This window comes from Demequina ureilytica (assembly GCF_048553575.1).
GTDB lineage: Bacteria > Actinomycetota > Actinomycetes > Actinomycetales > Demequinaceae > Demequina.
The window spans coordinates 89,178-113,484 of the sequence record NZ_JBLZIE010000004.1 but is presented as its reverse complement, the minus strand read 5'-3'; the positions used below and the strand labels follow the sequence as shown (position 1 = coordinate 113,484).

The following is a 24,307-nucleotide window of genomic DNA, read 5'->3' as shown; positions in this document are numbered from 1 at the left end:
TCCGGTGACCCCCCGCCCAGACATCGCCGTCGTCGTCACCACCCACCGCGAGGGCCGGTTGATGATCCCGACGGTGCGCGGTCTGGCCCGCACCCTGGCGCACGCGAGTCACGCTGGCCTCTCGGTCGAGGTTGTTCTCGTCCGCGACCGTGCGGACGCACGGACCGTCGAGCAGGTCGATGAGCTCGTCGCCGGAGCCGTGCTCGCCGATGCCGTCCGTGTGCAGGTCACCGACGTCGACCACGGCGACCTGGGGCTCGCGCGCAACGACGGCATCGCGGCGTCGACGGCGCCGCTGGTGGGCGTGCTCGACGCCGACAACCTGCCCTCCGAGAACTGGCTGGCCGCCGCTCACGCCGTGCTCGGCGCGGCGACCGAGCCGAGCATCGTTCATCCCGCGCGCATCCTGAAGTTCGGGGATGACCTCGCGGTGTGGCCGCTGATGAGCACGCGTGACCCCCGCTTCCAGCCGGGGCTGCTGGCGTGGTTCAACATGTGGGACGCCTTCGCGCTGATGCACCGCGAGGTCGCGCTCGCGCACCCGTACCGCGAGTGCCGGCCTCACACGGGCTTCGGACCCGAGGACTGGGCCTTCAACTGCGACACCGTCGCGGCCGGCATCCCTCATCTGATCGCTGCAGAGACCACGCTGTACTACCACGTGCGTCATCACGGGTCGCTGTCTCACGCGCACGGGGGATCGCTGGTCCCGCGCAACGCGTTGATGCGAGACAAGACGCTCGCCCGCACCGAGGCGGCACGCCTCGCGAGCCGGCTGCAGCGTGCACCCCAGGGCGCGCCGGCCCCGCGCTCACGCCCGCTGCCGGTGCGCGCGCTGCGCCGCGCGGCACGTCTGGCGCGCGGGGTCGCCGGGAGAGTCGCACACGAGCTTCGCGCGAACGGCCCGTCCCCGGAGCTCCGTGAGGTGCCCGCCGAGCTTCGCGCCCTCACCGCGCACGAGATCAACGACTGGCACGGTGCCCACCTCCTGCAGCCGCTGCTGCGCACCCCCGTGGAGCGCCACCTGGTGGAGTACCGCACCGTCGGCACCGACTACGACGACCTGTCCGTGCCCGACCGCTTCGCGTACTGGTCCGCCATCGATCAGCTGCCGGCCGAGGTCGACTTCCTCGCGGTGGCGCTGTGGGTCCGCACCGGCGGCGGCGACCGCATGACGCTCGAGCACCTGCACGCGGTGCAGCGGCTCAGGCCCGGCGCGACAGTCGCGCTCATCACCACCGAGCCCGATGCCTCCGAGCACCTGGCGGAGGTGCCGAGCGGCGTCACCGTTGTCGAGCTCGGGCAGTTCGGACTGTGGCCGCAGTTCACCGAGCAAGTGCTCGCGATGGTGTGCGCGCAACTCCGGCCAGACACGATCCACATCAACAACTCCGTTGCCGGCTTCTGGGCGGTCGAGCGTTTCGGCCGCCAGATCGCTCCGCACAGCCGCATCTACCTCCAGACGTTCTGCATCGACCGCTACGACGACCAGTCCGAATGGTCGTTCCTCTACAACCGATCCCGCGACTTCTATGATCACGTGACGGGCATCCTCACGGATAGCCAAGCGTTCGTGGATCAGGTCGTGCAGGTCCAGGGCGTGCCGGGCGAGCTGTTCACGGTGTTCACCGTGGTCGACACCGAGGCTCTGGCGCCGGCGTTGGCCGCGCGCGCCGAGCGCCGGCCGTCGTCGGGCCCGGTCCGTCTCCTGTGGGCGGGACGTTTCGACCTCCAAAAGCGGCTCGATCGCGTCGCCGACATCTCGGACGTGCTGCACGAGCGCGGGGAGCCGGTCGAGATCGTGATCAGGGGTCGGCCCGTGATCGAGACGGACGAGCAGTGGCGCGAGCACCTGGCACGCGCAGCCGCGGGAGTCGCGGTCGTTGAGGAGCCGTTCGACGGCGGGTTCCTCAACGCTCACCCCGAGCAGTTCGATGCGCTGCTGCTGACTTCGGACTACGAAGGCATCGCGATGGTGGTGCTCGAGGCGATGGCGAGCGGGCTGCCCGTCATCGCGCCGATGGTGGGCGGAATGTCAGAGATGATCGACGACGAGGTGGCCTTTCCCGTCGACCCGAGGTCGGGCATCGACGGCTACCTCGCGGCGATCGAGGCACTGCGCTCGGATCCTGCAGGAGCGCGGGCGCGAGCCGTCGCCGCGCACCACCGGGTGGTGCGGCGGTCATCGAGGGACGCCTTCGACGCGCTGCTCGAGGGCCTGCCCGGCTACCTGCCGCGGTCCGCGGGACGCGGAGAGTGGGCTCGCAGTGCGATGAGGTACTACGCGTTGCCCGCCACCGCCAGCGTGCTCGCCGAGCACGGAGCAGGCGTGGTCGTCTACACCGGCTCCAACGGCCACTCCAACTTTGGCGACATCCTGCAGACCAAGAACATCCTGGCGTCCTGGAGAGAGCGTGAGACTCTCCCGGTGACTCTGATCATGCCGGGGCACGCGGCGCTGCCGGGAGGGAGGGCCGTCGAGCTGGAGGCGTGGTATCCGGCCGATGCGGTGGTCTTCGCGACGACTCGTCCCCAGGATCTGCGCACTGCGGGCTTGGTCGAGGTCGCGCTGCCGCGCGACGGTCGTCTGCTCCACGTCGTGGGCGGCGGCTACCTCAATGCACGATGGGGCGGCGAGCACTTCCCGTTGATCGACGCCGTCGCGCGCGATGCCGGCGAGGCACCGATCCTCTTCTCTGGACTCCAGATCGACGCGCCCGCTCTCGAGGGATTCACGGAGCTTGCGCGACATCACCGGATCGTCCAGGTGGGCCTGCGCGACCACGTGTCTTTCGATCTGGCCAGCGGCGGGCTCGACGTTCCTGTGGGATTCACCTTCGACGACCTCACCGAGATCTTCCAGGACTGGGCGCGTGCGGCGGAAGGTCATGTGCGCGCGGAGGGGCCGGTCCGTGTCGCGATCCACATGAACACCTCCGACTACGCCGGCGGTGCCCGTGCCCTCGCCATGTGGCGGGGCGTGCTCGATGAGGTGGTGGCAGCGATGCCCGGCTGCGAGCTCGTGCTCCTCCACGCGTACGACGATCCGCGCCCCGAGGTCCGCGACACTCTGGACACCGTCACGGCGCTCGCTGAGGACCTGCCGTTCGCCGACTTCTCGGTGATCGATATCGCCAAGGCGTCCCTCGAGTACGGGTTCGGGACGGGTCTGCCGTCCGAGCTCGTGGGCGTGCTCGATGTGGATGTCGTGCTCTCGTCGTCGTACCACACCGCCCTGTTCGGCGCGTTCATGGGCAAACCCGCCTACCTGATGGGTGCCAGCGACTACTTCCGCCAGAAGGCGCAGCTGTTCCAACTGCCCGAGCTGACGGAGTTCCTCGCGGACCCAGGGGCGCACCGGCTGCAGATTCCCGCCGAACTCGAGGCGCGGCGGGAGTGGCTGGTGTCCCTCGATGCCCTGGCGGCCCGACTGGCGGAGGGCTGAGCTCAGCCCGTGTACTCGAAGTGCCAGGGCTCGGGCTTGCTGCCTGCCGGCCGCGCCCACGTGGGCAGCACCCAGTTGTAGCCCGCGAGCTGCTGGCGCAGCCACAGATAGGTGGCTCCCTGGTAGCCGCCGGGCAGAGAGGATCCGGAGATGTCGACCGCGGCCGCCCAGCCGTGATTGGACGTCCCGGGCGTCGCGGCGAGATACCCGTACAGTTCCTTCGCCCTGACCTGTCCTGCGTAATCGCGGTACGAGTCGTTCACGGGGATGTTGTAGCCGTAGCGGTCCCGGAAGGCGAGGTTGAGCCGTTCGAAGTCCTCGGCCGCCTGGCACAGGAGGATCTCGGCGCGATCCCACGACAGCGGGCACAGGTGTGACTCAGGGATGCGGCCGTTGGAGTACGTGGATTTCGCCTGGGTGATCGTCGCACCCCCCTTGCCGATCAGGTAGTAGCCAGACGCCCAGCCGCGCTTGCCATCGATGAGCACCTCGATCCAGCCGCCGGACGACACGGTGCCCGTGGTGGGCACTGCCGCGTCTCGCGAGAGCCTGGCGATCACCGTGTGCGACGTCGTCGGGCCCGACCGGATGTTGAGGGTGTCGGCACCGTAGACGTACATCACCGAGTGGCGCAGCAGCGGCGTCGAGGCATCGACCGGCGTGAACGCCACGCCCACGCTGTCCAGCCGATTGACGAACGCCGCCATGGCGTCTCGGGTGATGGTCGCGCGCGGGCGGAACTCCGCGCCGTTGTCGGTCTGCCAGCCGTTGGAGGCGCCGGTGGATTCGAGCCACACCATGGCCTTGTAGAACGGCGACGAGGACGAGACATCGATGAACGGGGAGCGTTGGGGGAGCGTCACATCGGGGGAGCCGGCATAGCGGTACAGGAACGCCGCCATCGCCTCGCGCGTGATCGCGGTGAAGGGGCGGTACGCGTTGCCGCCGGAGACCTTCCAGCCTGTGGAGATGCCCGCATCAGCGGCCCACGTGATCTCGGGGTAGAACTCGGTCGTGGTGGGGAGCACATCCACGAAGGGAGACCGGGTGGGCGGCACGTGAGCTGGCGATGAGGCGAACCGGTAGAGGAAGGCCGCCATCGCGTCCCTGGACACTGACGCGTAGGGCCGGAACTCGCGCGAGCCGTCGGACAGGAGCCAACCCTCGCTGAGGCCGGAATCGGCGAGCCATGCGATCTCGGCGGCGAACTCCGAGTACAGGGCGTCGCCGGTGCGGCTGGAGACGTCGACGAACTGGATGCGCGGTCCTGCCGAGGCGGCGATCTCGAGGTCGGTGGTGGATGGGGCGTCGGCGGACTCATCAGCGCCATCGGCGGTGTCCGGGGTCGGCTCGTCGCTCGGCGGCGCTGGATCGTTCGACGTCGACGGGCTCGGGGCGGGAGCCGGTGACTCGGCGGCGTCGGGCTCAGCGGTGGGCGCCGGCGAAGGCCTCGGTGTGGTGCCGGGAGCGGGGCTCGTCGTCGGCTCCGGCGTCGCGGTGGGCGCCACGGTGCTAGACGGCGCAACCGAGGGCGTATCGCTCGGGCTGGGCGAGACCACCTGCGCCTGAGCGGGCGTCACGAAGAAGGCGAGCGCGGCGCCCATGGCGAGCGCGCTCGCGGCGCGGGTAGCGAAGATTCGCGTGCGGGTGATGCGTGCGTGGATGCGCGGGCCTGCCTCTCGATCAGCGGGGTCGCGCGACGGCCGCGCGCGACATCCCTTGGGGATGATCGGCATCCGCTGAGCCCAAGTAAACAGTGGTGTGGGGTATGCCACTCGTGGTGTCCGCCTGTGTCACGCGACAGGGCCCCGGGATATCTCCCGGGGCCCCGCCTGTGCTGTGCTGTGCCGTCAGTCCTCGACAGGCCCGTACAGCGCCGGCGTGGTGCGCACGTCGGTGGCCTGCTCGAACGCGTACGCCAGACCCAGGATGGTGCCCTCGGCGAAGTCGCGTCCCAGGAACTCCAGTCCAGCGCCGCCGCCTGCGCGGTCGCCCTCGGTCTCCACGGTCATCGGTACGGTGACCGCCGGCATACCCGTGTTAGGGCTCAGCCGCATGTTGCGGCTGTACGTCCCGTAGATCACGGTGGAGGGGTACACGAGCGAGTCCAGCTCGTACTCGTCGAACATGCCGTGGAGCAGCTCCTTACCCGCCGCCAACTGAAGAGTGTGCGAACCCTCGGGACCGGCCCACTCCTCGTAGGTCTCAGAGGTGACGCCGTTGCGGTATTCGTACGTGCCGCGGCGCTGGGTGACGAAGTTCTCCGTCTCCAGGATCTCGGTCAGCGTGCGCAACTCGACCTCGGGTGCAAGGTAGGCCTCGACGTACTCGTCCAGATCGTGCTTGAACTCGTTCGTGCTGCCGCTTCCCTCTTCCAGGACCGCGGTGAAGGCCTCCGGCGGCGTGATCTCGACAACAGTGGCGCCTTGGGCCTCCATCGCCGCGACGGCGGCGTTCCACCCGGCCATCACGGTCGCGTTCGAGGTCGGGAGCATCGACGAGGCGTAGCCGATCCGGGCGCCGTCCAGCGCGTCCTCATCGAGGTACGCCGTGTAGGACTCAGGAACGAGACCCGCCTGGTTGGAGGTCACGGGGTCGTTCTCGTCCACTCCGGTCAGGGCATCCATCGACACGGCCGCGTCGACCACGCTACGCGTGAGCGGTCCGCCCGTGTCCTGCGAGAGCGCGAGGGGGATGATGCCGTCGCGGCTGGACAGTCCCACCGTGGGCCGTACGCCCACGAGTTGGTTGTAGGACGCGGGCACGCGGATCGACCCGCCCGTGTCGGTGCCGAGTGCGATGCCGACGAGGTTCGCCGCGACGGATGCCGCGCTTCCCCCCGAGGATCCGCCGGCCGTGCGCGTGGTGTTGTACGGGCTGGCGATCGGCGTGATTTCACCCGGCTCCTGGAAGGAGCTGAATACCGAGCTGAAACCGTAGGCGAACTCGTCGAGGCTCGCCTTGGCGAGGATCACGGCTCCCGCGTCCCGGAGGCCCTCCACCATGGAGGCGTCGTCCTCGGTCCAGTTGTCGTCCCAGCACGAGCAGCCGCCGGTCGTCGGCATGTCGGAGGTGTTGTAGTTGTCCTTGAGCGCGATCGGCACGCCGAGCAGCATGCTCGTCATCCCGTCGGACTCGCGAACCGCGTCCGCCTGCGCGGCAGCGTCCAGAGCCACCGCGCTGGTAGAGATGATCGAGTTCAGCGGGCGCCCACCGTCGGCCGGGTCGATGGTGACGGTGTCGTACGCCGAGATGCGGTCCAGGTACTCCTGGGTGATCGCCACCGAGGACGTCACGCCGGCGTTCATCGCCGCCTGCATGTCGAGCACGCTGGCCTCGACGATCTCGAACTCGCCGTCGTCATAGATCATGCGCTGCGACACCGCCGCGAGGTCGGTGACGGTGATGGTGCCGTCCTCGTCCACGTCCGCGGCCGCGACGGTGTCCCACGACGCGGAGTCGGCCGTGGCTCCGAGACTGTTGGCCACGACCTCAAGGTCCGCGGTCGACACCTGACGGTCGCCCGTCACGTCGAGCTCGGTGTAGTAGGGGGAGAGGAAGGCCGCAGGGGCTTCGCCGGGTGCGGCCGAGGCGACGGCCGGCATGGCCAGCGTCGCGGCGAGCGCTCCGGCACCCACGGCGGAGAGGGTACGACGAGACTTCATGGACATTCTCCTGCTGGATGAGTGATCGAGGGGTGCGTTGGCGGTCATCGGGCCATCACCGACTTGCGCACGACCAGCGTGATGCCGAGTGCGAGAGCGATGGCGGCGGCCGCGATCAAGCCCGCGGGCGAGGCGCCAGTGTCAGACAGGTTGTCCGCTCCGGACCCGCCCACGCTGACGTCGTCGGAGACTGGTTCAGCAGTGCCGTCGCCAGTGCCGGTGCCGCCGTCGCCACCATCGGTGCCGCCGTCGGTCTCGCCATCAGTCCCACCATCGGTGCCTCCGTCCGTGCCGCCGTCTCCACCACCATCGGTGCCACCGCCATCGGTGCCACCGCCATCGGTGCCACCGTCTGCGGGGGTGATCTCGGTGTCGGCTGAAGCCTCGGCGTCCACCGACAGCTCCTCGGTGTCCGTGCCCACCAGCGTGAGCGCACCGATTTCGAAGGCGGCGGAGCCGCCGCCGAGAGCGACGAACTCGGCCGTGAACAGCACGAGGTCGCCGTCGAGTGCCGGAGAGCCGCCCAGGCGTGTGTGGGTGAACGTGACCGCATCGGCCGTAGTGGAGGACGAGGAGAACCCGCCGTCGGGACCCGCCGCACTGTCATCGACGTACTCGACGAGGGCGGGATCGAAGGCCAGAGTCGTCGAGTACGCGAAGACGTCCTCGGTCGCGGGCAGCGTCACGGTCACGGTGAACGTGTCGCCCTCGTCGACGGAGGCGGGTGCCTCGACGGTTGGTGTGCCTGCGGTGGGCGCCGCATATGCGGCCCCTCCCGCAAACATCATGCTGGCGGCGACGAGGCCGCTCAGGACTGTCATCCGTCGCGTGCGCGACGACATGGATGGTGAGTGCATCGAGGTCATGCTCCTTGTTGGGGTGAGAGCTCCCGACGCGGAGTGCCACCGGCGCGTCTGAAGCGTGGACGCCGGCGTCTTGATCACGCTAGACAATCTCTGTTTCGAGAATGATGCCCCAGGTTTCGGCCATGTATCAGGCGCTATCTGGGCCGAATTGGAGCCTGCCCACACGCCGATAGAATCGGCGGGTGACTTCCGCGAGCCCTGAGACCGACGTTTCCCGCTACGACTTCCGCGCGATCGAGGAGCGTTGGCTGCCCGAGTGGCGCCGCACCCAGCCGTTCCGCGCAGCGGGCCCCGAGGACGACCGGCCCACCAAGTACGTGCTCGACATGTTCCCTTACCCCTCCGGGGACCTCCACATGGGTCATGCCGAGGCCTACGCGCTTGGCGACGTCATCGCGCGATACTGGTTCCAGCGCGGCTACAACGTGATGCACCCCATTGGATGGGACTCGTTCGGGCTGCCCGCGGAGAACGCCGCGATCACTCGCGGACTGGACCCGCGCGGCTGGACCGAGGACAACATCGCTCAGCAGCGCGCCTCGATGGAACGCTACGCGTGCTCGTTCGACTGGGATCGGGTGCTCGCGACTCACCGTCCGGACTACTACCGCTGGAACCAGTGGCTCTTCACCCGCATGCACGAGCGCGGGCTGGCCTACCGCAAGCACAGCAACGTCAACTGGTGCCCCAAGGACCAGACCGTGCTCGCGAACGAGCAGGTCGTGGGCGGGCTCTGCGAGCGGTGCGACACCCCGGTCACCAAGAAGAAGCTCAACCAGTGGTACTTCAAGGTCACGGACTACGCAGACCGCCTGCTCGACGACCTGGACGGGCTGCAGGAGACGTGGCCGTCCAAAGTGATCGCGATGCAGCGCAACTGGATCGGGCGCTCGGCGGGGGCCGACGTCACGTTCCGCATCGAGGGCCGCGACGAGCCGGTCGACATCTACACGACCCGTCCCGACACGCTTCACGGCGCGACCTTCATGGTGGTGGCCGCGGACTCGGACCTCGCCGCTGAGCTTGCCGCGAGCGCCGATGCGGGGGTTAGGCGGGACTTCGAGGCGTACGTGGAGAGCGTGCGCAGCTCGAGCGACATCGACCGCCTGAGCACCGAGCGGCCCAAGACCGGGGTGTTCCTCGACATGTACGCGATCAACCCCGTCAATGGCGAACGGCTGCCCATCTGGGCATCCGACTATGTGCTGGCGGACTACGGTCACGGCGTGATCATGGCGGTGCCCGCCCACGACCAGCGCGACCTCGACTTCGCCCGCGCGATGGATTTGCCCGTACGGGCGGTGCTCGACTGTCGTGACGAGGAAGGTCAGCCGCTGCCCGATCCGGCCATTTCCGGTATCGCGACCACGGGGGACGGCACTCTCGTCAACTCCGGGGACCTGGACGGCATGGCGAAGGAAGAGGCCATCGCCGCTATCACGGCCCGTCTCGGCGCCGACGGTCTGGGCCGCGCTTCGACGAACTACCGGCTTCGCGACTGGCTGATCTCCCGCCAGCGCTACTGGGGCACGCCGATCCCCATCGTGCACTGCGAGTCCTGCGGCGAGGTCGCGGTTCCCGACGACCAGCTGCCCGTCGAGCTCCCGCCTGCCGAGGGCCTCGACCTCAAGCCAAAGGGCACCTCCCCGCTGGGAGCGGCGACCGAGTGGGTGACCACCACCTGCCCCACGTGCGAGGGCCCCGCCACCCGCGACACGGACACCATGGACACCTTCGTGGACTCGTCCTGGTACTTCCTGCGGTTCCTGTCGCCGGGCAAGACCGACGGCCCGTTCGACCCGTCCGAGGCGGCGCGCTGGGCACCGATTGACCAGTACGTGGGCGGCGTGACACACGCGATCCTCCACCTGCTGTATGCCCGCTTCTTCACCAAGGCCCTGCATGACATGGGGATGGTCGACTTCGAGGAGCCGTTCAGCGCGCTGCTCAATCAGGGCATGGTCCAGATGGACGGCTCGGCCATGTCGAAGAGCCGCGGCAACCTCGTGCGTCTGAGCGAGCAGCTCGACGAGTACGGGGTCGACGCGATCCGCCTCACGATGGCGTTCGCCGGACCTCCCGAGGACGACATCGACTGGGCGGATGTGTCGCCCGCTGGCAGCGCGAAGTTCTTGGCGCGTGCTTGGCGCCTGGCGCGCGACGTCGACTCCCAGCCCGGGGCCGATGCTTCCGCCGGCGACGCGGCTCTGCGTGCCGTCACCCACCGCACGCTCCACGACTGCGGCACGCTGGTCGAGGGGTTCCGGTTCAACGTGGTCGTCGCCCGGGTGATGGAGCTCGTGAACGCGACCCGCAAGGCGATCGACTCGGGCCCGGGGGCCGGTGACCCGGCCGTGCGCGAGGCTGCCGAGGCGGTCGCGGTGCTGCTGAGCCTGTTCGCGCCCTACTGCTCGGAGGACATGTGGTCGATGCTCGGCCACGACAACGTCGCGCGCGCGGGATGGCCGGCGGTAGACGAGTCGCTGCTCGTCGAGGAGACCGTGACGGCCGTGGTGCAGATCAAGGGCAAGGTCCGTGATCGTCTCGAGGTCGCGCCCGACATCGGCGAGGACGCGCTGAGGGAAGCGGCGCTCGCCTCTGCCACCGTTCAGCGCGCACTCGACGGCGCGGAGATCCGCACGGTCATCGTGCGCGCGCCCAGGCTCGTCAACATCGTTCCGAAGTAGCGCGCGGCCCTCGCCGCACGGCGCACCGCCTCTGAGCGATGCCGGTCACCCGTCGCTACGCTGACTGTCATGCCCGGACCCGTCACCGTCGTCACCGACTCGGCTGCGTCGCTGCCGCCCGAGCTCGCGCGGAAGTGGGGGATCGGGGTAGTACCGCTCCAGGTCGTGATCGACGGGCGCGCGCGCGACGAGGGCGAGCAGATCGGTCCCGACGAGGTGCTCGACGCGCTCACGTCAGGTCGCGAGACGAGCACTTCGCAGCCCTCGGTGGGGGCGTTTGAGAACGCTTTCGCTCGGGCCGCCGCCGAAGGCGCGACGCATGTGGTCGCCGTGCTCATCTCGTCCAAGATGTCCGGCACCGTCAACGGCGCGCAGGCGGCTGCGGCCCGCGCCGACGTGCCGGTCACTGTGGTGGACTCGCGCACTCTCGCCATGGCGACGGGTTTCGCCGCAGTGGCGGCGGCGGCCCTCGCGCGCGAGGGCGCTGGTCCGGACGAGGTCGCCGCGGAGGCCGAGCGGGTCGCGCGCGGCGCCACCTGCGTGTTCACCGTCGACACGCTTGACTTCCTGCAGCGCGGAGGGCGCGTGTCGCCCGCGGTCGCCGCGGTGGGCCGGGTCCTCAGCGTGCGGCCGGTGCTCGAGTTGATCGGCGGCGAGGTGGAGATGGTCGAGCGCGTGCGGAGCACGCATCGCGCGCGCGCTGCCGTGCTCGCGCGCGCCGAGGCGGCGATGGTGCAGATGGCGCACCCCGCATCGGCCGTCCTGGCCCTGGGGGCCGGCGACTACGGAGACCAGGCGGCAGGTGAGCTCGAGGCACGCCACCCGGAGCTCGCGATGCTCGTGCGCACGTCCGTGAGCGCCGTCCTCGCCGTGCACACCGGTCCGGGGACGCTGGCCGCTGTGGTCGCAGACCTTCCCGACCGGGTCCGCTGACTTCGCACCCGTCCCCAGCTCGTCGCTGACACGGGTGCTGCACCGTGCGCGCCGCATGCGTGCGCATCCCCAAGGGGCGGCGACCTAGCGTGCTCGTGTGCCCAGGAACACCCCTGACGAGAACTCAGCCGACGATCGCGACGCGCTGGCCCGCCCGCCGGGCAGCGAGGTGTCCGAACGCTGGGCCGACAGCGCCGCCCGGGTGGCGTCGCGTGCTTACGCCGCGGCTTACGGCAGGGAGATCGCCGATGACGCGACACGGGTGCGTTGGCGCCTGGAGCCGCGCGTCGCCGTCACTGCGGCCGTGGCGCTGACCCTGCTGGGAATCGGCGCGTGGTGGGCGGCGCAGGCCGAGCCGGCGCTGCCGGCCCACGTGCAGTCGTCCGCGGTCGCCTCGGTGTCGCACGAGCTCGACGACGGGGGCACCGCCGCAGAGCCCGCCCTAGCGACCCCGACGGCAGACGCGGACGGGGATGGCGTGATCGTGCACGTCAGCGGGGCTGTCGGTGAGCCTGGTCTGGTCGAGCTGCCCGCCGATGCGCGCATCGCGGACGCGATCGAGCGCGCGGGCGGTGCGACACCCGAGGCAGACCTCGCCGCCGTGAACCTCGCTCGGCAACCCCACGATGGCGAGCAGGTCCACGTCCCGGTGGTGGGAGAGGCTCCGGCAGCGGCGGACCCGGCAGCGCCTGTGGACCTGAACTCCGCGACAGCCGAAGAGCTCGAGGAGCTGCCGGGAATCGGGCCGGTACTCGCGTCACGCATTGTGGCCGACCGGGACGCGCAGGGGCCGTTCTCGTCCGTCGAGGATCTGGCCCGCGTGAGCGGCGTGGGCGACGCGCTCGTCGCGGGCCTGGCTGACGCCGCCGTCGCGTGAGCACGGTCCACGACGCGCGCCTGGTTCCCGCTGCGCTCGCCGCGTGGGCGGCCGCGCTGGTGCTCACCACAGGATGGGCGCCACCGCCCTGGTTCGTGATCGCGCTGGTTGCGGTGACTGTCACGATGGCGGTGGTCGCCGTGAGGTCGCGTTCGCGCACGGCGGCGCTGAGCGCGCTGCTCGGCACGGTGGTGCTGGCGGTGGGACTGGTGGCCACGGCGGAGGGCCACCGGGCTGCCATCGGTGGGACGGAGCTCGTTACCGCGGCTGAGACCGACGCGTGGATCGAGGTGACCGGCCAGGTGGCGCCCATGCGGGGCTGGAATGGCGAGCAGCGACACCGGGTCGCGGCCTCCGTTGCCGCGTGGCGCCCGCAGTGCCGTGAGCCGCCCGCCTGCGCGGCGTGGATCGCTGCGGACGCTCCCGTCGTGGTGTCGCTGGACTCGCCCACCAGCCGCGGCGAGAGGCTGCTCGTCGAAGCGAGGTGGACGGCCTCCGACCGGGGGCCGGGGGCGGCGATCGCGTGGGACGCGCGTCAGGTGGCCGCGGCCCCGCCCACCGCGCTGGTCACCTGGCGAGAGCGGTTCACACGCGCCACCGCATCGCTCGGTGACGAGTCGCGGGGTCTTGTGCGTGGGATGGTGGTGGGGGACACGTCGACCATGTCTGCGTCGCAGGTGGAGGACATGCGCGTCGCGGGGCTCGCCCATCTCACCGCGGTGTCGGGTGCGCACTTCGCGATTCTCATCATGGCGTGCAGCGCGGGGCTCTCCGCGCTGCGTGCCCCGCGCACGGCGCGCGCGGCGGCGATCCTCGTCGTCGCCGCCACGTTCGCTGCGCTGGTCGGACCCGAGTCCTCGGTCCTGCGTGCGCTCGGCATGGCGGTCGCCGTCGCGCTCGCGACCGGGTGGGGACGGCCGGCGCGTGGTCTCGCGGCCCTCGCGACCAGCGTCATCGTTCTCCTGATCCTCGAGCCTCAGCTGTCGCGCTCGCTCGGCTTTGGGATGTCCGTGGTGGCCGTCGCCGCGATCGTGCTGTGGGCCCCGCGGGTCGCAGGAGTGCTCGCGCACGCGGTCACACCAACGCTCGCCAGGGTGGCGGCCATCCCCATCGCCGCGCAAGCGGCGGTGACCCCCATGCTGCTCGTGATCGAGCCCAGGCTGGGCCCCTACGCGGTGCTGGCGAATCTGGTGGCCGGGCTCGCCGTGCTGCCGACCATGCTCACCGGCGCGGCAACGCTCGTGCTCGCGGTCTTCAGCATCGATGCCGCGACACTGATGGCCTCCGTCGCGGGAGCATCGGCGTCGGTGATCGCCGCCGTGGCGCGCGCCGCATCAAGCGCCCCCGGATCGTGGCTTCCGTGGGCACCGGGCCCACTGGGCGTGTCGCTGGCGATCGCCCTCACCGCGCTCCTCATCATCGCCACCACAGCCGATCACGTCGGCAGACGCGCGGCGGCCGTCGTTGGCGCCTGCGCGCTCATCGGAGTCGGACTCGGGGTCCCGCGCCAGGCAGAGCGGCCGGTGATGGAGGGCTGGGAGATCGCAATGTGCGACGTGGGGCAGGGGGACATGATCCTGCTCAGAGCTGCGTCCGACGCGGCGGTGGTGATCGATACGGGCCCGCCCGGCGGCGGTGCGGCGGCATGCCTGAGCCGGCACGGAGTGGCACGGGTGCCGCTGCTGGTGCTCACCCACCCGCACCAGGATCACGACGGTGCGGTCGTGTCCGTGCTGAGCCAGGCACGCGTCGAGGCAGCGTGGGTGTCTGCGGCCGGCGCGCAGGGGCCCGCGGCTCGCGTGCTCGGTGACGCCGGGGCGCAGGTCGAGGTTCCCCCGAGCGGCCGGCGGGCTGTCCTGGGAGCCGTGGCGCTGACAGTGCTGTCGACGGCTCACGAGCGCGCCCAGGCAGAGAGCAACGACGCCAGCGTGGTGGTCCAGGGCGTTGCGGGTCACACCTCGGTGCTCGCGCTCGGGGACCTGGAGACCCGTGGCCAGCGCGAGCTGCTGGATACGCTCAAGGGTGGCGCCAGCGTGGATGTGGTGAAGGTCGCGCACCACGGCTCTGCGGACCAGGTTCCCGAGCTCGCCGCGGTCATCGACGCGCCAGTCGCGCTCGTGTCCGCCGGACGAGACAACCCCCACGGTCATCCGACAGCAGCGGCGCTGGCGCTCTACGGCGCACATGCGCACGCGGTGCTTCGCACCGACACGTGCGGCGACATCCAGGTGGCCACCGTGGCGGGGGCACTCGCGTGGTCAACGTGTCCGACGGACGTGGCACGCTAGTGCCATGCCGCCCCGCACCCGCGCAGCCGAACCCACTTGGCACCGCGCGAAGCCCGCCCCGCTCGTACTTGTTAGCGGCCCGGAGTCGCTGCTCGCCGAACGCGCGGTCGAGCAGATTCACCACGCGATGGGGCGGGGCGTGGCGATCACCGCGCTGGACGCCGGCGCATACTCGCGCGGCGCCCTGCTTGCAGCGGCCAGTCCGTCGCTGTTCGACGAGCCCGGCCTGGTGGTGGTGCGCGGCGCGGAGGCCATGAACGACGAGTTCCTGAGTGACTCGCTGGCCTACGCGCAGTCACCCGAGGCCGACGTCGTGGTGGTCATCGTGCACGGGGGCGGCGTGCGGGGCAAGCGGCTGCTCGACACGCTGCGCAAGGCGAGCGTGCCGGAGTACACCTGCCCCGCTGTGAAGAAGGACGCCGAGCTCGTGGACTTCGTCCGGGCGGAGTTCGAGCGGGCGGGCCGGCCCATTCAGGCCGCTGTGGCCCGCCGCCTGTTCGACGCGGTCGGGGGAGACATCGCAGAGCTCGCCGCCGCCTGTCAGCAGCTGATGAACGATGTCGAGGGCACCGTCGACGACGAGGCCGTCGGCCGCTACTACGGCACCAGGGTCAACGCGACGGCGTTCGCGGTTGCCGATGCCGCGATCGTCGGCGACGTGCGCCAGGCCATCGCGCTGACGCGGCACGCGCTGTCGTCGGGAGTCGACCCTGTGCCCCTCACGGCCGCGCTCGCCGCCAAGCTGCGCACCCTCGCCAAGGTGGGGGCGTCGCGCGGGCGCAGGCTTGACCCGACGAAGGACCTAGGCATCCCCCCGTGGCAGGTGGATCGGGCTCGACGCGATCTCCGGCATTGGACCGCAGAGACGCTTGGCGAGGCGATCGAGGTGATTGCCGAGGCCGACGCGGACATCAAGGGCGGCGGGCGGGCACCGCATTTCGCGATGGAGCGCGCTGTGAGGCGAGTGGCTCAGCTGGCGGCCGGGTGAAGCTCGTCGCGTGAGTCGTAACCGCGGTCCATGATGATCGCGGGCTCGAAGCCATGGCCCTGGAAGAGCTCGAAGCCGAGGTCGAGACACCACGCCATGGTGCTTGCATCCTCCACGCGCTCCGCGATCATCGTGCATCCGCGGTCGCTGCCGGCGGCGGCCAGCTCGGGTCCGCGAGCGGCCAGGTCACGGACGTCGATCTTGACGAAGTCGGCGTGCTCGAGAAGCGCGAGCTGCGAGGTGGTCGCGACGAAGTCGTCGATGGCGATCCGGTAGCCATCCTCCCGCAGCGAACGCACACGATGGCGCAACGCGTCGTCGGCGAAGGCCGACTCGACGACTTCGATCACGGCTTGGTTCGGATCGAAGCCAATCCAGTCCCGCTCGATGAGGTAGCTGCGGGTGAAGTTGACGAAGGCCAGGCGATCCAGGGGCGGCTGCCCTTCGGTGTGGAACGCGGCGGCGACGACGTGCTCGGTGGCACGGTCCTGCTGGCGGGCGTTCCACAGGTCGACTCGTAAGCCCACTCTGCCTGGAGCGCGGAACAGGAGCTCGTAGGCGAAGAGGTCACGCTGGGGCGTGAAGATGCCCTGGCGGCCCAGGAGCACGCGGCGGGATGGGCCAGTATGGCGGCCCGATGCGGGCAGGTGCCAGGGGCGCGGCGCGTCCGGGGGGCGTGTCACGTAGTGGACAGTATCGACACGAATGACAAGAGCCCCGCACGCCACGTCGGCGAGTCGGGGCTCTTGGCGCTAGCTGCTGCTACAGCGAGGCGATCTTCTTGGCCAGCGACGACTTGCGGTTCGCCGCCTGGTTCTGGTGGATCACGCCCTTCGATGCAGCCTTGTCCAGCTTGATCGAGGCGCTCTTGAGAGCGGACTCAGCGGCGGTCTTGTCGCCTGCTGCGACGGCCTCGCGCACGCGGCGCACGTGGGTCTTGAGCTCCGACTTCACGGCGACGTTGCGCTGGCGCGACTTCTCGTTCGTGCCGATCCGCTTGATCTTCGACTTGATGTTTGCCACGACGGTCCTTTGACGATGAGGGTGGAAATTGGGGAGTGGAGCACGAGACGCGCTCACACACGGCTTCCTATGCTACCAGTGATGCAGCGCTGAAAGCGAACGTGCGACGTCGTCGAACGTCCGGCGTGCCAGCATCGCACCTTCGCGCCGCACACCACCGGGGTCGACCCGGACAATCCTATCGAGTCGAACGGACGAGGGACGCCGCTGTGCGTCCCACGGTCCCGCGCCGATTCCGAGCCAGTGACGCCCCCGGGAAGCTTCGTGTGCGGCGTCGTCGGTGTGGTCCCGGCTGGACAGCTGGATAGCCAGCAGCCACGGCCCGTCGTGACCGATCAGCAGCACGGGCCGGTCCTTGCCGCGCGAGTGATCCTCCTCGAACGGCACCCACGTCCAAACGACCTCACCCGGATCGGGTAGGCCATTGCGAGCGGGGGCGTAGCGCACATCGACGTGCCCGTCGAAGTCGCCGGGATAGGGGGACCGTGGTGCGCCGGAGCGGCGACCGGGCGCATCCCGCCTCGCGCTCTCGTGGTCGCGCCGCCGGCGGCGCTGCACGAGCGCCAGCGCGGCGATGACCGCCAGCGTGAGCAGGATGACAGCGGGCTCCACAGGCGAACCCTAGCCAACGGGAGCGGGCTGTGAAGCCTGGTCGCGCAACGTGGCCGCGACCTGCTCCGCCGGTGCCGGGTACGCGAAGAGGAATCCCTGCCCCAGCTTCCAGCCATGACCGAGGGCTTGGCGGTACTGCGCCTCGGTCTCGATGCCTTCGATCACGCCGTACATCCCCAGGCTGTCGACCAGCGTGGCCACTGCCGTGGAGATGCGGTCTCCCGTGGACCGGTCTCCGAGCCGGAGCGTGAACTCCCGCGCTAGCTTGAGCCCGGCGACGGGGTTCTGGAGAACCGAGGACAGTGCGGAGTACCCGGTCCCAAAGTCGTCGATGATGAGGTCGATTCCCATGTCCGTCAGCGCCGACATGTCGGCGTGCGCCGCCTGGGTCGCGAGCAGCATCCCCGACTCGGTGATCTCGAGGGCCAGCCGGGCCGGATCAATTCCGGTGGCGTCGAGCGCCTCCCGGACCACGCGGGCGAGGTCCGCGCCGCCGATCTGGCGCGTCGACACGTTGACGAGCACTCGGCCTTCGTACTCCGGTTGCTCCGCGATGAACCGGCATGCCTCGTGGAGGACGAACGCCCCCAGCGGCACCACGAGGTTCGCGTCCTCGCAGATGTCGATGAAGTGGTGGGGGAGCAGCAGGCCACGCGTGGGGTGGTCCCAACGCACGAGCGCCTCGACCGCCACGGTCTCGCGCGTCTCGAGATTCACGATCGGTTGGTAGTGCACCACGAGCTCACCCTCGCGGATTGCCGTCCGCAACTCCGCCTCGATCGACAATCTCACCAGAGCGGACTCGCGCAGGTTGGGGCTGAAGACCTCGATGCGGTTGCGGCCGCTGCGCTTGGCGTGCGACATGGCGGTGTCCGCGTTGCGCAGGAGGGTCTCCGCGGTGATGTGGTGCTCGGCGAGCGCGAGTCCCGCGCTCACGGTCGGCACCACCTCGTGCCCCTCGATCAGGACCGGTGCCTGCACGGCTGCGGACACGATCGTCAGCAGCTCCTGCGCCGCCTCCTGGGTCGGGATGTCCTCCAGCACCACCACGAACTCGTCGCCTCCGAGCCGCGCGACGGTGTCCCCGGGGCGCACTGTTCGCTGGATGCGACGGGCGAGCTCGACCAGGAGCGTGTCGCCGGCCTCGTGCCCCAGCGAGTCGTTGACCAGCTTGAAGTGGTCGACGTCGAGGAACAGGCATGCGACCGTCGTGTCGCGCTCGTGGTGCGCAGCCAGCGAGCATGCGAGCCGGTCGAGCACCAGCGCACGGTTGGCGAGGCCGGTGAGCGGATCGTGAAGCGTGCGGCGCGTCAGGAGGGCCTTGGCCTTGTGCGCCTCGGTCACGTCCTCGAGTTGAGAGATGAAGTGCTCGGTGCCCGAGGCGTCCACCACTCTCGAGACAGTCGAGCGCGTCCACACCACGTCACCCGAGCGATGCAAGATGCGCTTGTTCAGTTGATACGAGGGCTGCAGGCCGGCGACGAGGTGCTCGGCCAGCTCGCGCTCGTGAGCCTGGTCGTCTGGGTGAGTGAGCGCATCGGCCTGCTGGCCGAGCAGCGCTGATCCAACGTACCCAAAGATGTGAGTGAACGCGCGGTTGACGGACACCACCTTGCCGTCGGCGTCCGCAATGAGCATGCCGATGGGCGAGTGCTGGAACGTCTGGTCGAAAAGGTCTTCGTGGTGCGCCATCCCGTGCCCCCCTTGTGTCACGGTCATGAGGGCGGGTTCTTTCCGCCGTCATCAGGTTCTATCGGCACGAACCTCCGTCGCATGAGCCCGGGCCGGGGCATGGGAGGATGGGGGATCCGCATCACTCGACCCGAGGAACCGCCACCACCGTGACCACCGATCCCCGCATCGTGCCTGCCGCGACCGCGCCGGAGCTCCTTCGGAACTTCTGCATCATCGCGCACATCGACCACGGCAAGTCGACTCTTGCCGACCGCATGCTCGGCATCACGGGTGTCCTCGAGGAGCGCCTGCAGAAGGCGCAGTACCTCGACCGCATGGACATCGAGCGCGAGCGTGGCATCACCATCAAGTCGCAGGCAGTGCGGATGCCGTGGGACGTGGACGGCAGCCCGTTCGCCCTCAACATGATCGATACGCCTGGCCACGTGGACTTCACGTACGAGGTGTCGCGCTCGCTCGCGGCGTGCGAGGGCGCCGTGCTGCTGGTCGACGCGGCGCAGGGCATCGAGGCGCAGACGCTCGCCAACCTCTACCTGGCGATGGAGAACGACCTCACCATCATCCCGGTGCTGAACAAGATCGACCTCCCCTCGGCGGATCCCGATCGCTACGCAGCCGAGCTGTCGCAGCTCATCGGCTGCGACGTCGATGACGTGTTGCGTGTGAGCGGCAAGACCGGCGAGGGCGTGTCCGAGCTGCTCGACCGCGTGGTGCGCGACATCCCGCACCCGGTTGGCGATCCGGATGCCCCCACCCGCGCCATGATCTTCGACTCCGTGTACGACTCGTACCGCGGCGTGGTCACCTACGTCCGCGTGGTCGACGGCGATCTCAAGCCCCGCGAGAAGATCGCCATGATGTCGACCCTCGCGACGCACGACCTGCTCGAGATCGGCGTCATCTCGCCCGAGCCTGTTCCCACGAAGGGCCTGGGGGTCGGCGAGGTGGGCTACCTCATCACCGGCGTGAAGGACGTGCGCCTGTCCAAGGTGGGAGATACGGTCACGCGAGCCAAAGGCCGGGCGGAGAAGTCACTCGGCGGGTACCGCGACCCCCGGCCGATGGTCTACTCGGGCCTGTTCCCGCTCGACGGCTCGGACTTCCCGGTGCTGCGCGACGCCCTGGACAAGCTGCAGCTCAACGACGCGTCGCTGGTCTACGAGCCCGAGAGCTCTGTCGCACTGGGCTTCGGCTTCCGCTGCGGCTACCTGGGACTCCTGCACCTCGAAATCGTGCGCGACCGGCTCGAGCGGGAGTTCAATCTCGACCTGATCTCCACCGCCCCGAACGTGGTCTACACGGTCAAGATGGAGGACGGCAAGGAGATCACGGTTACCAACCCGTCCGAGTTCCCGGGCGGCAAGATCGCCGAGGTGCGCGAGCCCGTTGTGAAGGCCACGATCCTGGTCCCGAGCGAGTTCATCGGGTCCGTCATGGAGCTGTGCCAGGAGCGCCGCGGCCAGATGGGCACCATGAACTACATCAGCGAGACCCGCGTCGAGATGCACTACACGCTGCCGCTCGCGGAGATCGTGTTCGACTTCTTTGATCAGCTCAAGTCCCGCACCAAGGGCTACGCGAGCCTCGACTACGAGCCCGCTGGCGAGGAGGCATCCGACCTGGTCAAGGTCGACATCCTGCTCCAGAGCGAGCAGGTCGACGCCTTCAGCGCGATCGTGCACAAGGACGCCGCGTACGCGTACGGCGTGTCCATGGTGGGCAAGCTCAAGGACCTGATCGACCGCCAGCAGTTCGAGGTGCCCATTCAGGCCGCGATCGGCGCCCGGATCATCGCGCGCGAGACCATCCGCGCCATCCGCAAGGACGTACTCGCCAAGTGCTACGGCGGCGACATCTCCCGCAAGCGCAAGCTGCTCGAGAAGCAGAAGGCCGGCAAGAAGCGCATGAAGAACATCGGCTCCGTCGAGGTGCCGCCGGAGGCGTTCATCGCGGCCCTGTCTACGTCCGACGACGGTTCCGCCAAGGGCAAGAAGAAGTAGTCGTGGGCGACGGCTCGCTCGCCCAGGCCCTGCCCGACGCCCCGGCCCGGTCTCACTCGGACAGCGCGACGCGCGACTTCGGCGTCTACCTCCACGTGCCGTTCTGCGCCGTGAGGTGTGGGTACTGCGACTTCAACACCTACGCGCCCGGCGAGAGCGAGTTCTCGTCTCGTGACGACTATGTGGGAGCGGCGCTCGGGGAGATGGCGCATGCGCGCACCGCGATGGCCGGCGACGACCGCCCGGCCCGCACGGTGTTCGTGGGCGGCGGTACCCCGACGATGCTCGACGCGGGAGCCCTGGCGGCGCTGCTCGACGGCGTGCGGGGCACCTGGGGCCTTGCCGCCGACGCCGAAGTGACGACGGAAGCCAACCCGGACTCGGTGACGCGCGAATCCCTGGATGCCCTCGCATCGGCCGGCTTCACGCGCGTGTCGTTCGGCATGCAGTCCGCCGTTCCTCACGTGCTGGCTACCCTCGACCGCACGCACCGACCAGAGAACGTCGAGCGCGCCGTGACCTGGGCGAAGGAGGCCGGGCTCGCGACCAGCCTCGATCTGATCTATGGCACCCCGGGAGAGTCCCTGGTTGATTGGGAGGCGAGCCTCGACGCCGCGATCGCGCTCCGGCCCGACCACGTCAGCGCCTATGCCCTGGTGATCGAGCCGGGGACCCGCATGGGAATGCAGCTGCGGCGGGGCGAGATCGAGGCGGTCGACCCGGATACCCAGGCAGACATGTACGAGGCGGCCGATGCGCGGCTCACGGAGGCGGGCTATGCCTGGTACGAAGTGTCCAACTGGGCGCGCACTCCTTCCGATGCGTGCCGCCACAACATCGCGTACTGGACAAGCCAGGACTGGTGGGGTGTGGGGCCTGGTGCGCACAGCTACCTGGGCCCGCGCATCGGCCCCGCAGGCGAGGTGGTCGCCGCCGAGCGCTGGTGGAACGTGAAGCTGCCGCGCGTCTACGCGCAGCGCCTCCACGCTGGCGAGAGCCCTGAGGCCGAACGTGAGCCGCTGACTGAGGCGGATCTCGCGCTCGAGTCCGTGATGCTGCGCCTGCGGCTGTCAGAAGGCCTGCCTGTCAAGGATCTGCCCGAGCCGCGCTCTCAGCAGGTTGCGGCGCTGGTGGCTGACGGCGTGCTCGACGGCCGGGCGGCCATCGCCGGCACGCTGCGGCTCACGCTGCGCGGCCGCCTGCTGGCCGACGCGGCCGTACGCGCGTTGACCTGACCGAGGCCCGCGATGCGTGGACCTCGGCGGTGGGCCGTCAGCTGACAGGCGAGTGCGTGTCGGGCTTGGCGTGCGCGCGCCGTCCCTGGCGCCGACGAGCGGCCTCGGTGCGCTCGGTCGCCGAGAACCACCGCACCAGTACGAAGATCAGCACACCGGCCATGACGAACTCGCCGACGCCCCACGCGATCCCGCCTGCAAGCGACTGGTCCTCCAGACGGGATACGGCCCACAGCGGCGCCTGCAGGCTGAACCACTCCAGCCCGATCACGGTGGAGCCGAAGACCAGCACGACCGCGAAGCCCGTGTGCGCGATCATCGAGGCCGCGATGTGGGGCAGGCGGGCAGGGGCGCTCGGACGGTGCGGGTCGGGGTCGACGCCCAGCAGCATCCAGAAGAACGCCGCACCGGTGATGAGGAAGTGGGTGAGCATGAAGCTGTGCCCGGCATGCGTGGCCATGAGATCGGCGAACACGGGCGTGAAGTAGATGGCAAAGAGACTGGCAGTGAACAAGGTCGTGACGACGACGGGATGGAGCAGCACCCTGATCGGACGCGACCGGGTGGCGCCGAGGAGGGAGGCCCTCGGTCTCGGTGGCAGGGTGCGCAGAGCGAGCGACAGCGGCGCTCCCAGGACGAGCAGGATCGGCACGACCATGTTGATGGCCATGTGCTGCACCATGTGCGCGCTCAGCAGCACATCGGCGTACGCACCCACGCCAGTACAGGTGACGAGCAGCAGCACCACGACCCCGCCAATGAACGCGACCGTGCGCCCCATCGGCCACGAGTCTCGGCGCCGACGCAGGGTGAGCAGGGCCGCCACATATGGCACGACGAGGATGACGGCAGTCGCGATTCCCCAGGGGTCGGGAGCCAGGGTGGCGAGGGTCACCGCGCTGGGTGGCTGGAGCAGAGGGTCCATCGTCGTCAGACCCGGCGGGGCCGCCGGTGCGCTCTGCGCCAGCACCGCCGCGAGGCCAACGGCGAGCCCCAAGAACCCCACTTCACCGGCCACGATGCGCGCCGCCGATGCGGCGCTGTCGCCGCTGATGACCATCCGTCTGCGCGCGATCCAGGCGAGGGAGATCGCGCCGACAAGCGCAGCCGCCTTGGCGATCAGCAGCCAGCCATAGCGGCTCTCGGTGAGCCGAGCGGGGTCGTTCATCAGGACCCCGGCCGCGATGCCGCCTCCGGCGACCGCCATCGCGCAGTACAGCGCGAGCGCCCCGAACCTCCTGATGGCGGCCGTCGCGTCGGTGGTGAGCGGCAGTACGAGCAGGGTCGCGACCAGGCCGCCAGCCCACATGGCCGCAGCGATCACGTGCAGGGCGATCGCTGCTCCCGCGAGCTGGTGCGCAGCGTCGAGCGCCCCGTGGCCGCCGTAGACCGCTACGGAGATGCCCGCGATTCCCGAGGCGAGCCCTGAGGCTTCCGCCGACGTCCCGACCGGCGCCAGCACGATCAGCATCGCTGTTGCGATCGCGCTTAGGAGCACCTGGGCGGCGAGCGTCGAGCCCACGCGCGCGTTCAGCAGCGCCGGCAGCACCTCGGAGTCGAGGCCGGTCGAGGGCGAGATGGTGGCCCACACGGCGACCAGCTCGAGCGCGGCCCCCGTACCCCAGCCGATCGCACCCAAGACGGCGATCCGCAGGCAGCGATCGCGGCCTCGCAGTCCGGGTGCACCCGGTTCGATGACCCAGATCGCCGCGAGAGTGCCCCCCACGAGCGTGATGAGGCCTCCGAGACGGATGACGCGGGCGAGCACACGCAGGGTGGTGGGTCCGTCCCCGAGCGCGCCCGGCAGCGCGCTCGCAGCTCCGTCGGGCAGCGCGCTCGCCAGGATGACTCCGAGGACGGCGCCGGTCACTGCGGTCGAGGCAAGCAGCACCGGTCGGAGAGAAGGAGGTGGCCGCGGGGGCCGACCGTTGGACAGCGGCACGGACCTACCTTAACCTGGAAAAACGTCGCATTAAGGGTGATATCGGCCGGT

Annotated in this window: 16 protein-coding genes; 8 read left to right on the top strand and 8 right to left on the bottom strand. The window is 69.8% G+C overall.

Features of this window, described 5'->3' with window-relative positions:
- Positions 1 to 4 precede the first annotated feature (4 nt).
- Positions 5 to 3,445 carry a glycosyltransferase gene (locus ACNI3K_RS12610; protein ID WP_419392260.1) on the top strand — a complete coding sequence of 1,147 codons (3,441 nt, stop codon included), beginning with the start codon at positions 5 to 7 and terminating at the stop codon, positions 3,443 to 3,445.
- Positions 3,446 to 3,447: 2 nt separating this feature from the next.
- Here ACNI3K_RS12610 and ACNI3K_RS12605 read toward each other — a convergent pair whose 3' ends face one another.
- The 3 genes from ACNI3K_RS12605 to ACNI3K_RS12595 all read right to left on the bottom strand — a co-directional run bounded on the left by ACNI3K_RS12605 (position 3,448) and on the right by ACNI3K_RS12595 (position 7,931).
- Positions 3,448 to 5,181, bottom strand: coding sequence for an SH3 domain-containing protein (locus ACNI3K_RS12605; RefSeq protein WP_419392259.1), 1,734 nt, complete (start codon positions 5,179 to 5,181; stop codon positions 3,448 to 3,450).
- 114 nt (positions 5,182 to 5,295) lie between these two features.
- Positions 5,296 to 7,110: an amidase family protein gene (locus ACNI3K_RS12600; protein ID WP_419392258.1), complete on the bottom strand. Its 1,815-nt coding sequence runs from the start codon at positions 7,108 to 7,110 to the stop codon at positions 5,296 to 5,298.
- Positions 7,111 to 7,154: 44 nt separating this feature from the next.
- Positions 7,155 to 7,931, bottom strand: coding sequence for a cohesin domain-containing protein (locus ACNI3K_RS12595; protein ID WP_419392257.1), 777 nt, complete (start codon positions 7,929 to 7,931; stop codon positions 7,155 to 7,157).
- A 227-nt stretch (positions 7,932 to 8,158) separates the two neighbouring features.
- Here ACNI3K_RS12595 and leuS point away from each other — a divergent pair, with 227 nt between their 5' ends.
- The 5 genes from leuS (at position 8,159) to holA (ending at position 15,749) form a co-directional block, all read left to right on the top strand.
- A complete protein-coding gene (gene leuS, locus ACNI3K_RS12590; protein ID WP_419392256.1) occupies positions 8,159 to 10,663 on the top strand; it encodes a leucine--tRNA ligase in 2,505 nt (834 codons plus the stop codon).
- Positions 10,664 to 10,732: 69 nt separating this feature from the next.
- Positions 10,733 to 11,596 (top strand): DegV family protein, encoded by an 864-nt coding sequence (locus ACNI3K_RS12585; RefSeq protein WP_419392255.1) that lies wholly within the window; start codon positions 10,733 to 10,735, stop codon positions 11,594 to 11,596.
- Between the two features lie 97 nt (positions 11,597 to 11,693).
- Positions 11,694 to 12,473 carry a ComEA family DNA-binding protein gene (locus tag ACNI3K_RS12580; protein ID WP_419392254.1) on the top strand — a complete coding sequence of 260 codons (780 nt, stop codon included), beginning with the start codon at positions 11,694 to 11,696 and terminating at the stop codon, positions 12,471 to 12,473.
- Positions 12,470 to 14,761: a ComEC/Rec2 family competence protein gene (locus ACNI3K_RS12575; protein WP_419392253.1), complete on the top strand. Its 2,292-nt coding sequence runs from the start codon at positions 12,470 to 12,472 to the stop codon at positions 14,759 to 14,761. Before ACNI3K_RS12580 ends, ACNI3K_RS12575 begins: the two co-directional genes overlap by 4 nt.
- 4 nt (positions 14,762 to 14,765) lie before the next feature.
- On the top strand, positions 14,766 to 15,749 hold the full coding sequence (gene holA / locus ACNI3K_RS12570) for a DNA polymerase III subunit delta (protein WP_419392252.1): 984 nt from the start codon (positions 14,766 to 14,768) through the stop codon (positions 15,747 to 15,749).
- Here holA and ACNI3K_RS12565 read toward each other — a convergent pair.
- The 4 genes from ACNI3K_RS12565 to ACNI3K_RS12550 form a co-directional block, all read right to left on the bottom strand.
- Positions 15,731 to 16,432 carry an EAL and HDOD domain-containing protein gene (locus ACNI3K_RS12565; protein WP_419392251.1) on the bottom strand — a complete coding sequence of 234 codons (702 nt, stop codon included), beginning with the start codon at positions 16,430 to 16,432 and terminating at the stop codon, positions 15,731 to 15,733. The two genes, holA and ACNI3K_RS12565, sit on opposite strands and share 19 nt — an antisense overlap.
- A gap of 79 nt (positions 16,433 to 16,511) precedes the next feature.
- Positions 16,512 to 16,772: a 30S ribosomal protein S20 gene (rpsT, locus tag ACNI3K_RS12560; protein ID WP_419392250.1), complete on the bottom strand. Its 261-nt coding sequence runs from the start codon at positions 16,770 to 16,772 to the stop codon at positions 16,512 to 16,514.
- Positions 16,773 to 16,844: 72 nt separating this feature from the next.
- A complete protein-coding gene (locus tag ACNI3K_RS12555) occupies positions 16,845 to 17,384 on the bottom strand; it encodes a type II toxin-antitoxin system PemK/MazF family toxin (RefSeq protein WP_419392249.1) in 540 nt (179 codons plus the stop codon).
- A 9-nt stretch (positions 17,385 to 17,393) separates the two neighbouring features.
- Positions 17,394 to 19,076, bottom strand: a complete 1,683-nt coding sequence (locus tag ACNI3K_RS12550; protein WP_419392248.1) for a putative bifunctional diguanylate cyclase/phosphodiesterase — start codon at positions 19,074 to 19,076, stop codon at positions 17,394 to 17,396.
- A gap of 149 nt (positions 19,077 to 19,225) precedes the next feature.
- On the opposite strand from ACNI3K_RS12550, the gene lepA reads away from it, so the two are divergent.
- Complete coding sequence (gene lepA, locus ACNI3K_RS12545) at positions 19,226 to 21,079, top strand: translation elongation factor 4 (RefSeq protein ID WP_419392247.1); 1,854 nt, start codon at positions 19,226 to 19,228, stop codon at positions 21,077 to 21,079.
- Positions 21,080 to 21,081: 2 nt separating this feature from the next.
- Positions 21,082 to 22,314 carry a radical SAM family heme chaperone HemW gene (hemW, locus tag ACNI3K_RS12540; protein WP_419392246.1) on the top strand — a complete coding sequence of 411 codons (1,233 nt, stop codon included), beginning with the start codon at positions 21,082 to 21,084 and terminating at the stop codon, positions 22,312 to 22,314.
- A 37-nt stretch (positions 22,315 to 22,351) separates the two neighbouring features.
- Here hemW and ACNI3K_RS12535 read toward each other — a convergent pair whose 3' ends face one another.
- Positions 22,352 to 24,205: a bifunctional copper resistance protein CopD/cytochrome c oxidase assembly protein gene (locus ACNI3K_RS12535; RefSeq protein ID WP_419392245.1), complete on the bottom strand. Its 1,854-nt coding sequence runs from the start codon at positions 24,203 to 24,205 to the stop codon at positions 22,352 to 22,354.
- Between the last annotated feature and the right edge of the window lie 102 nt (positions 24,206 to 24,307).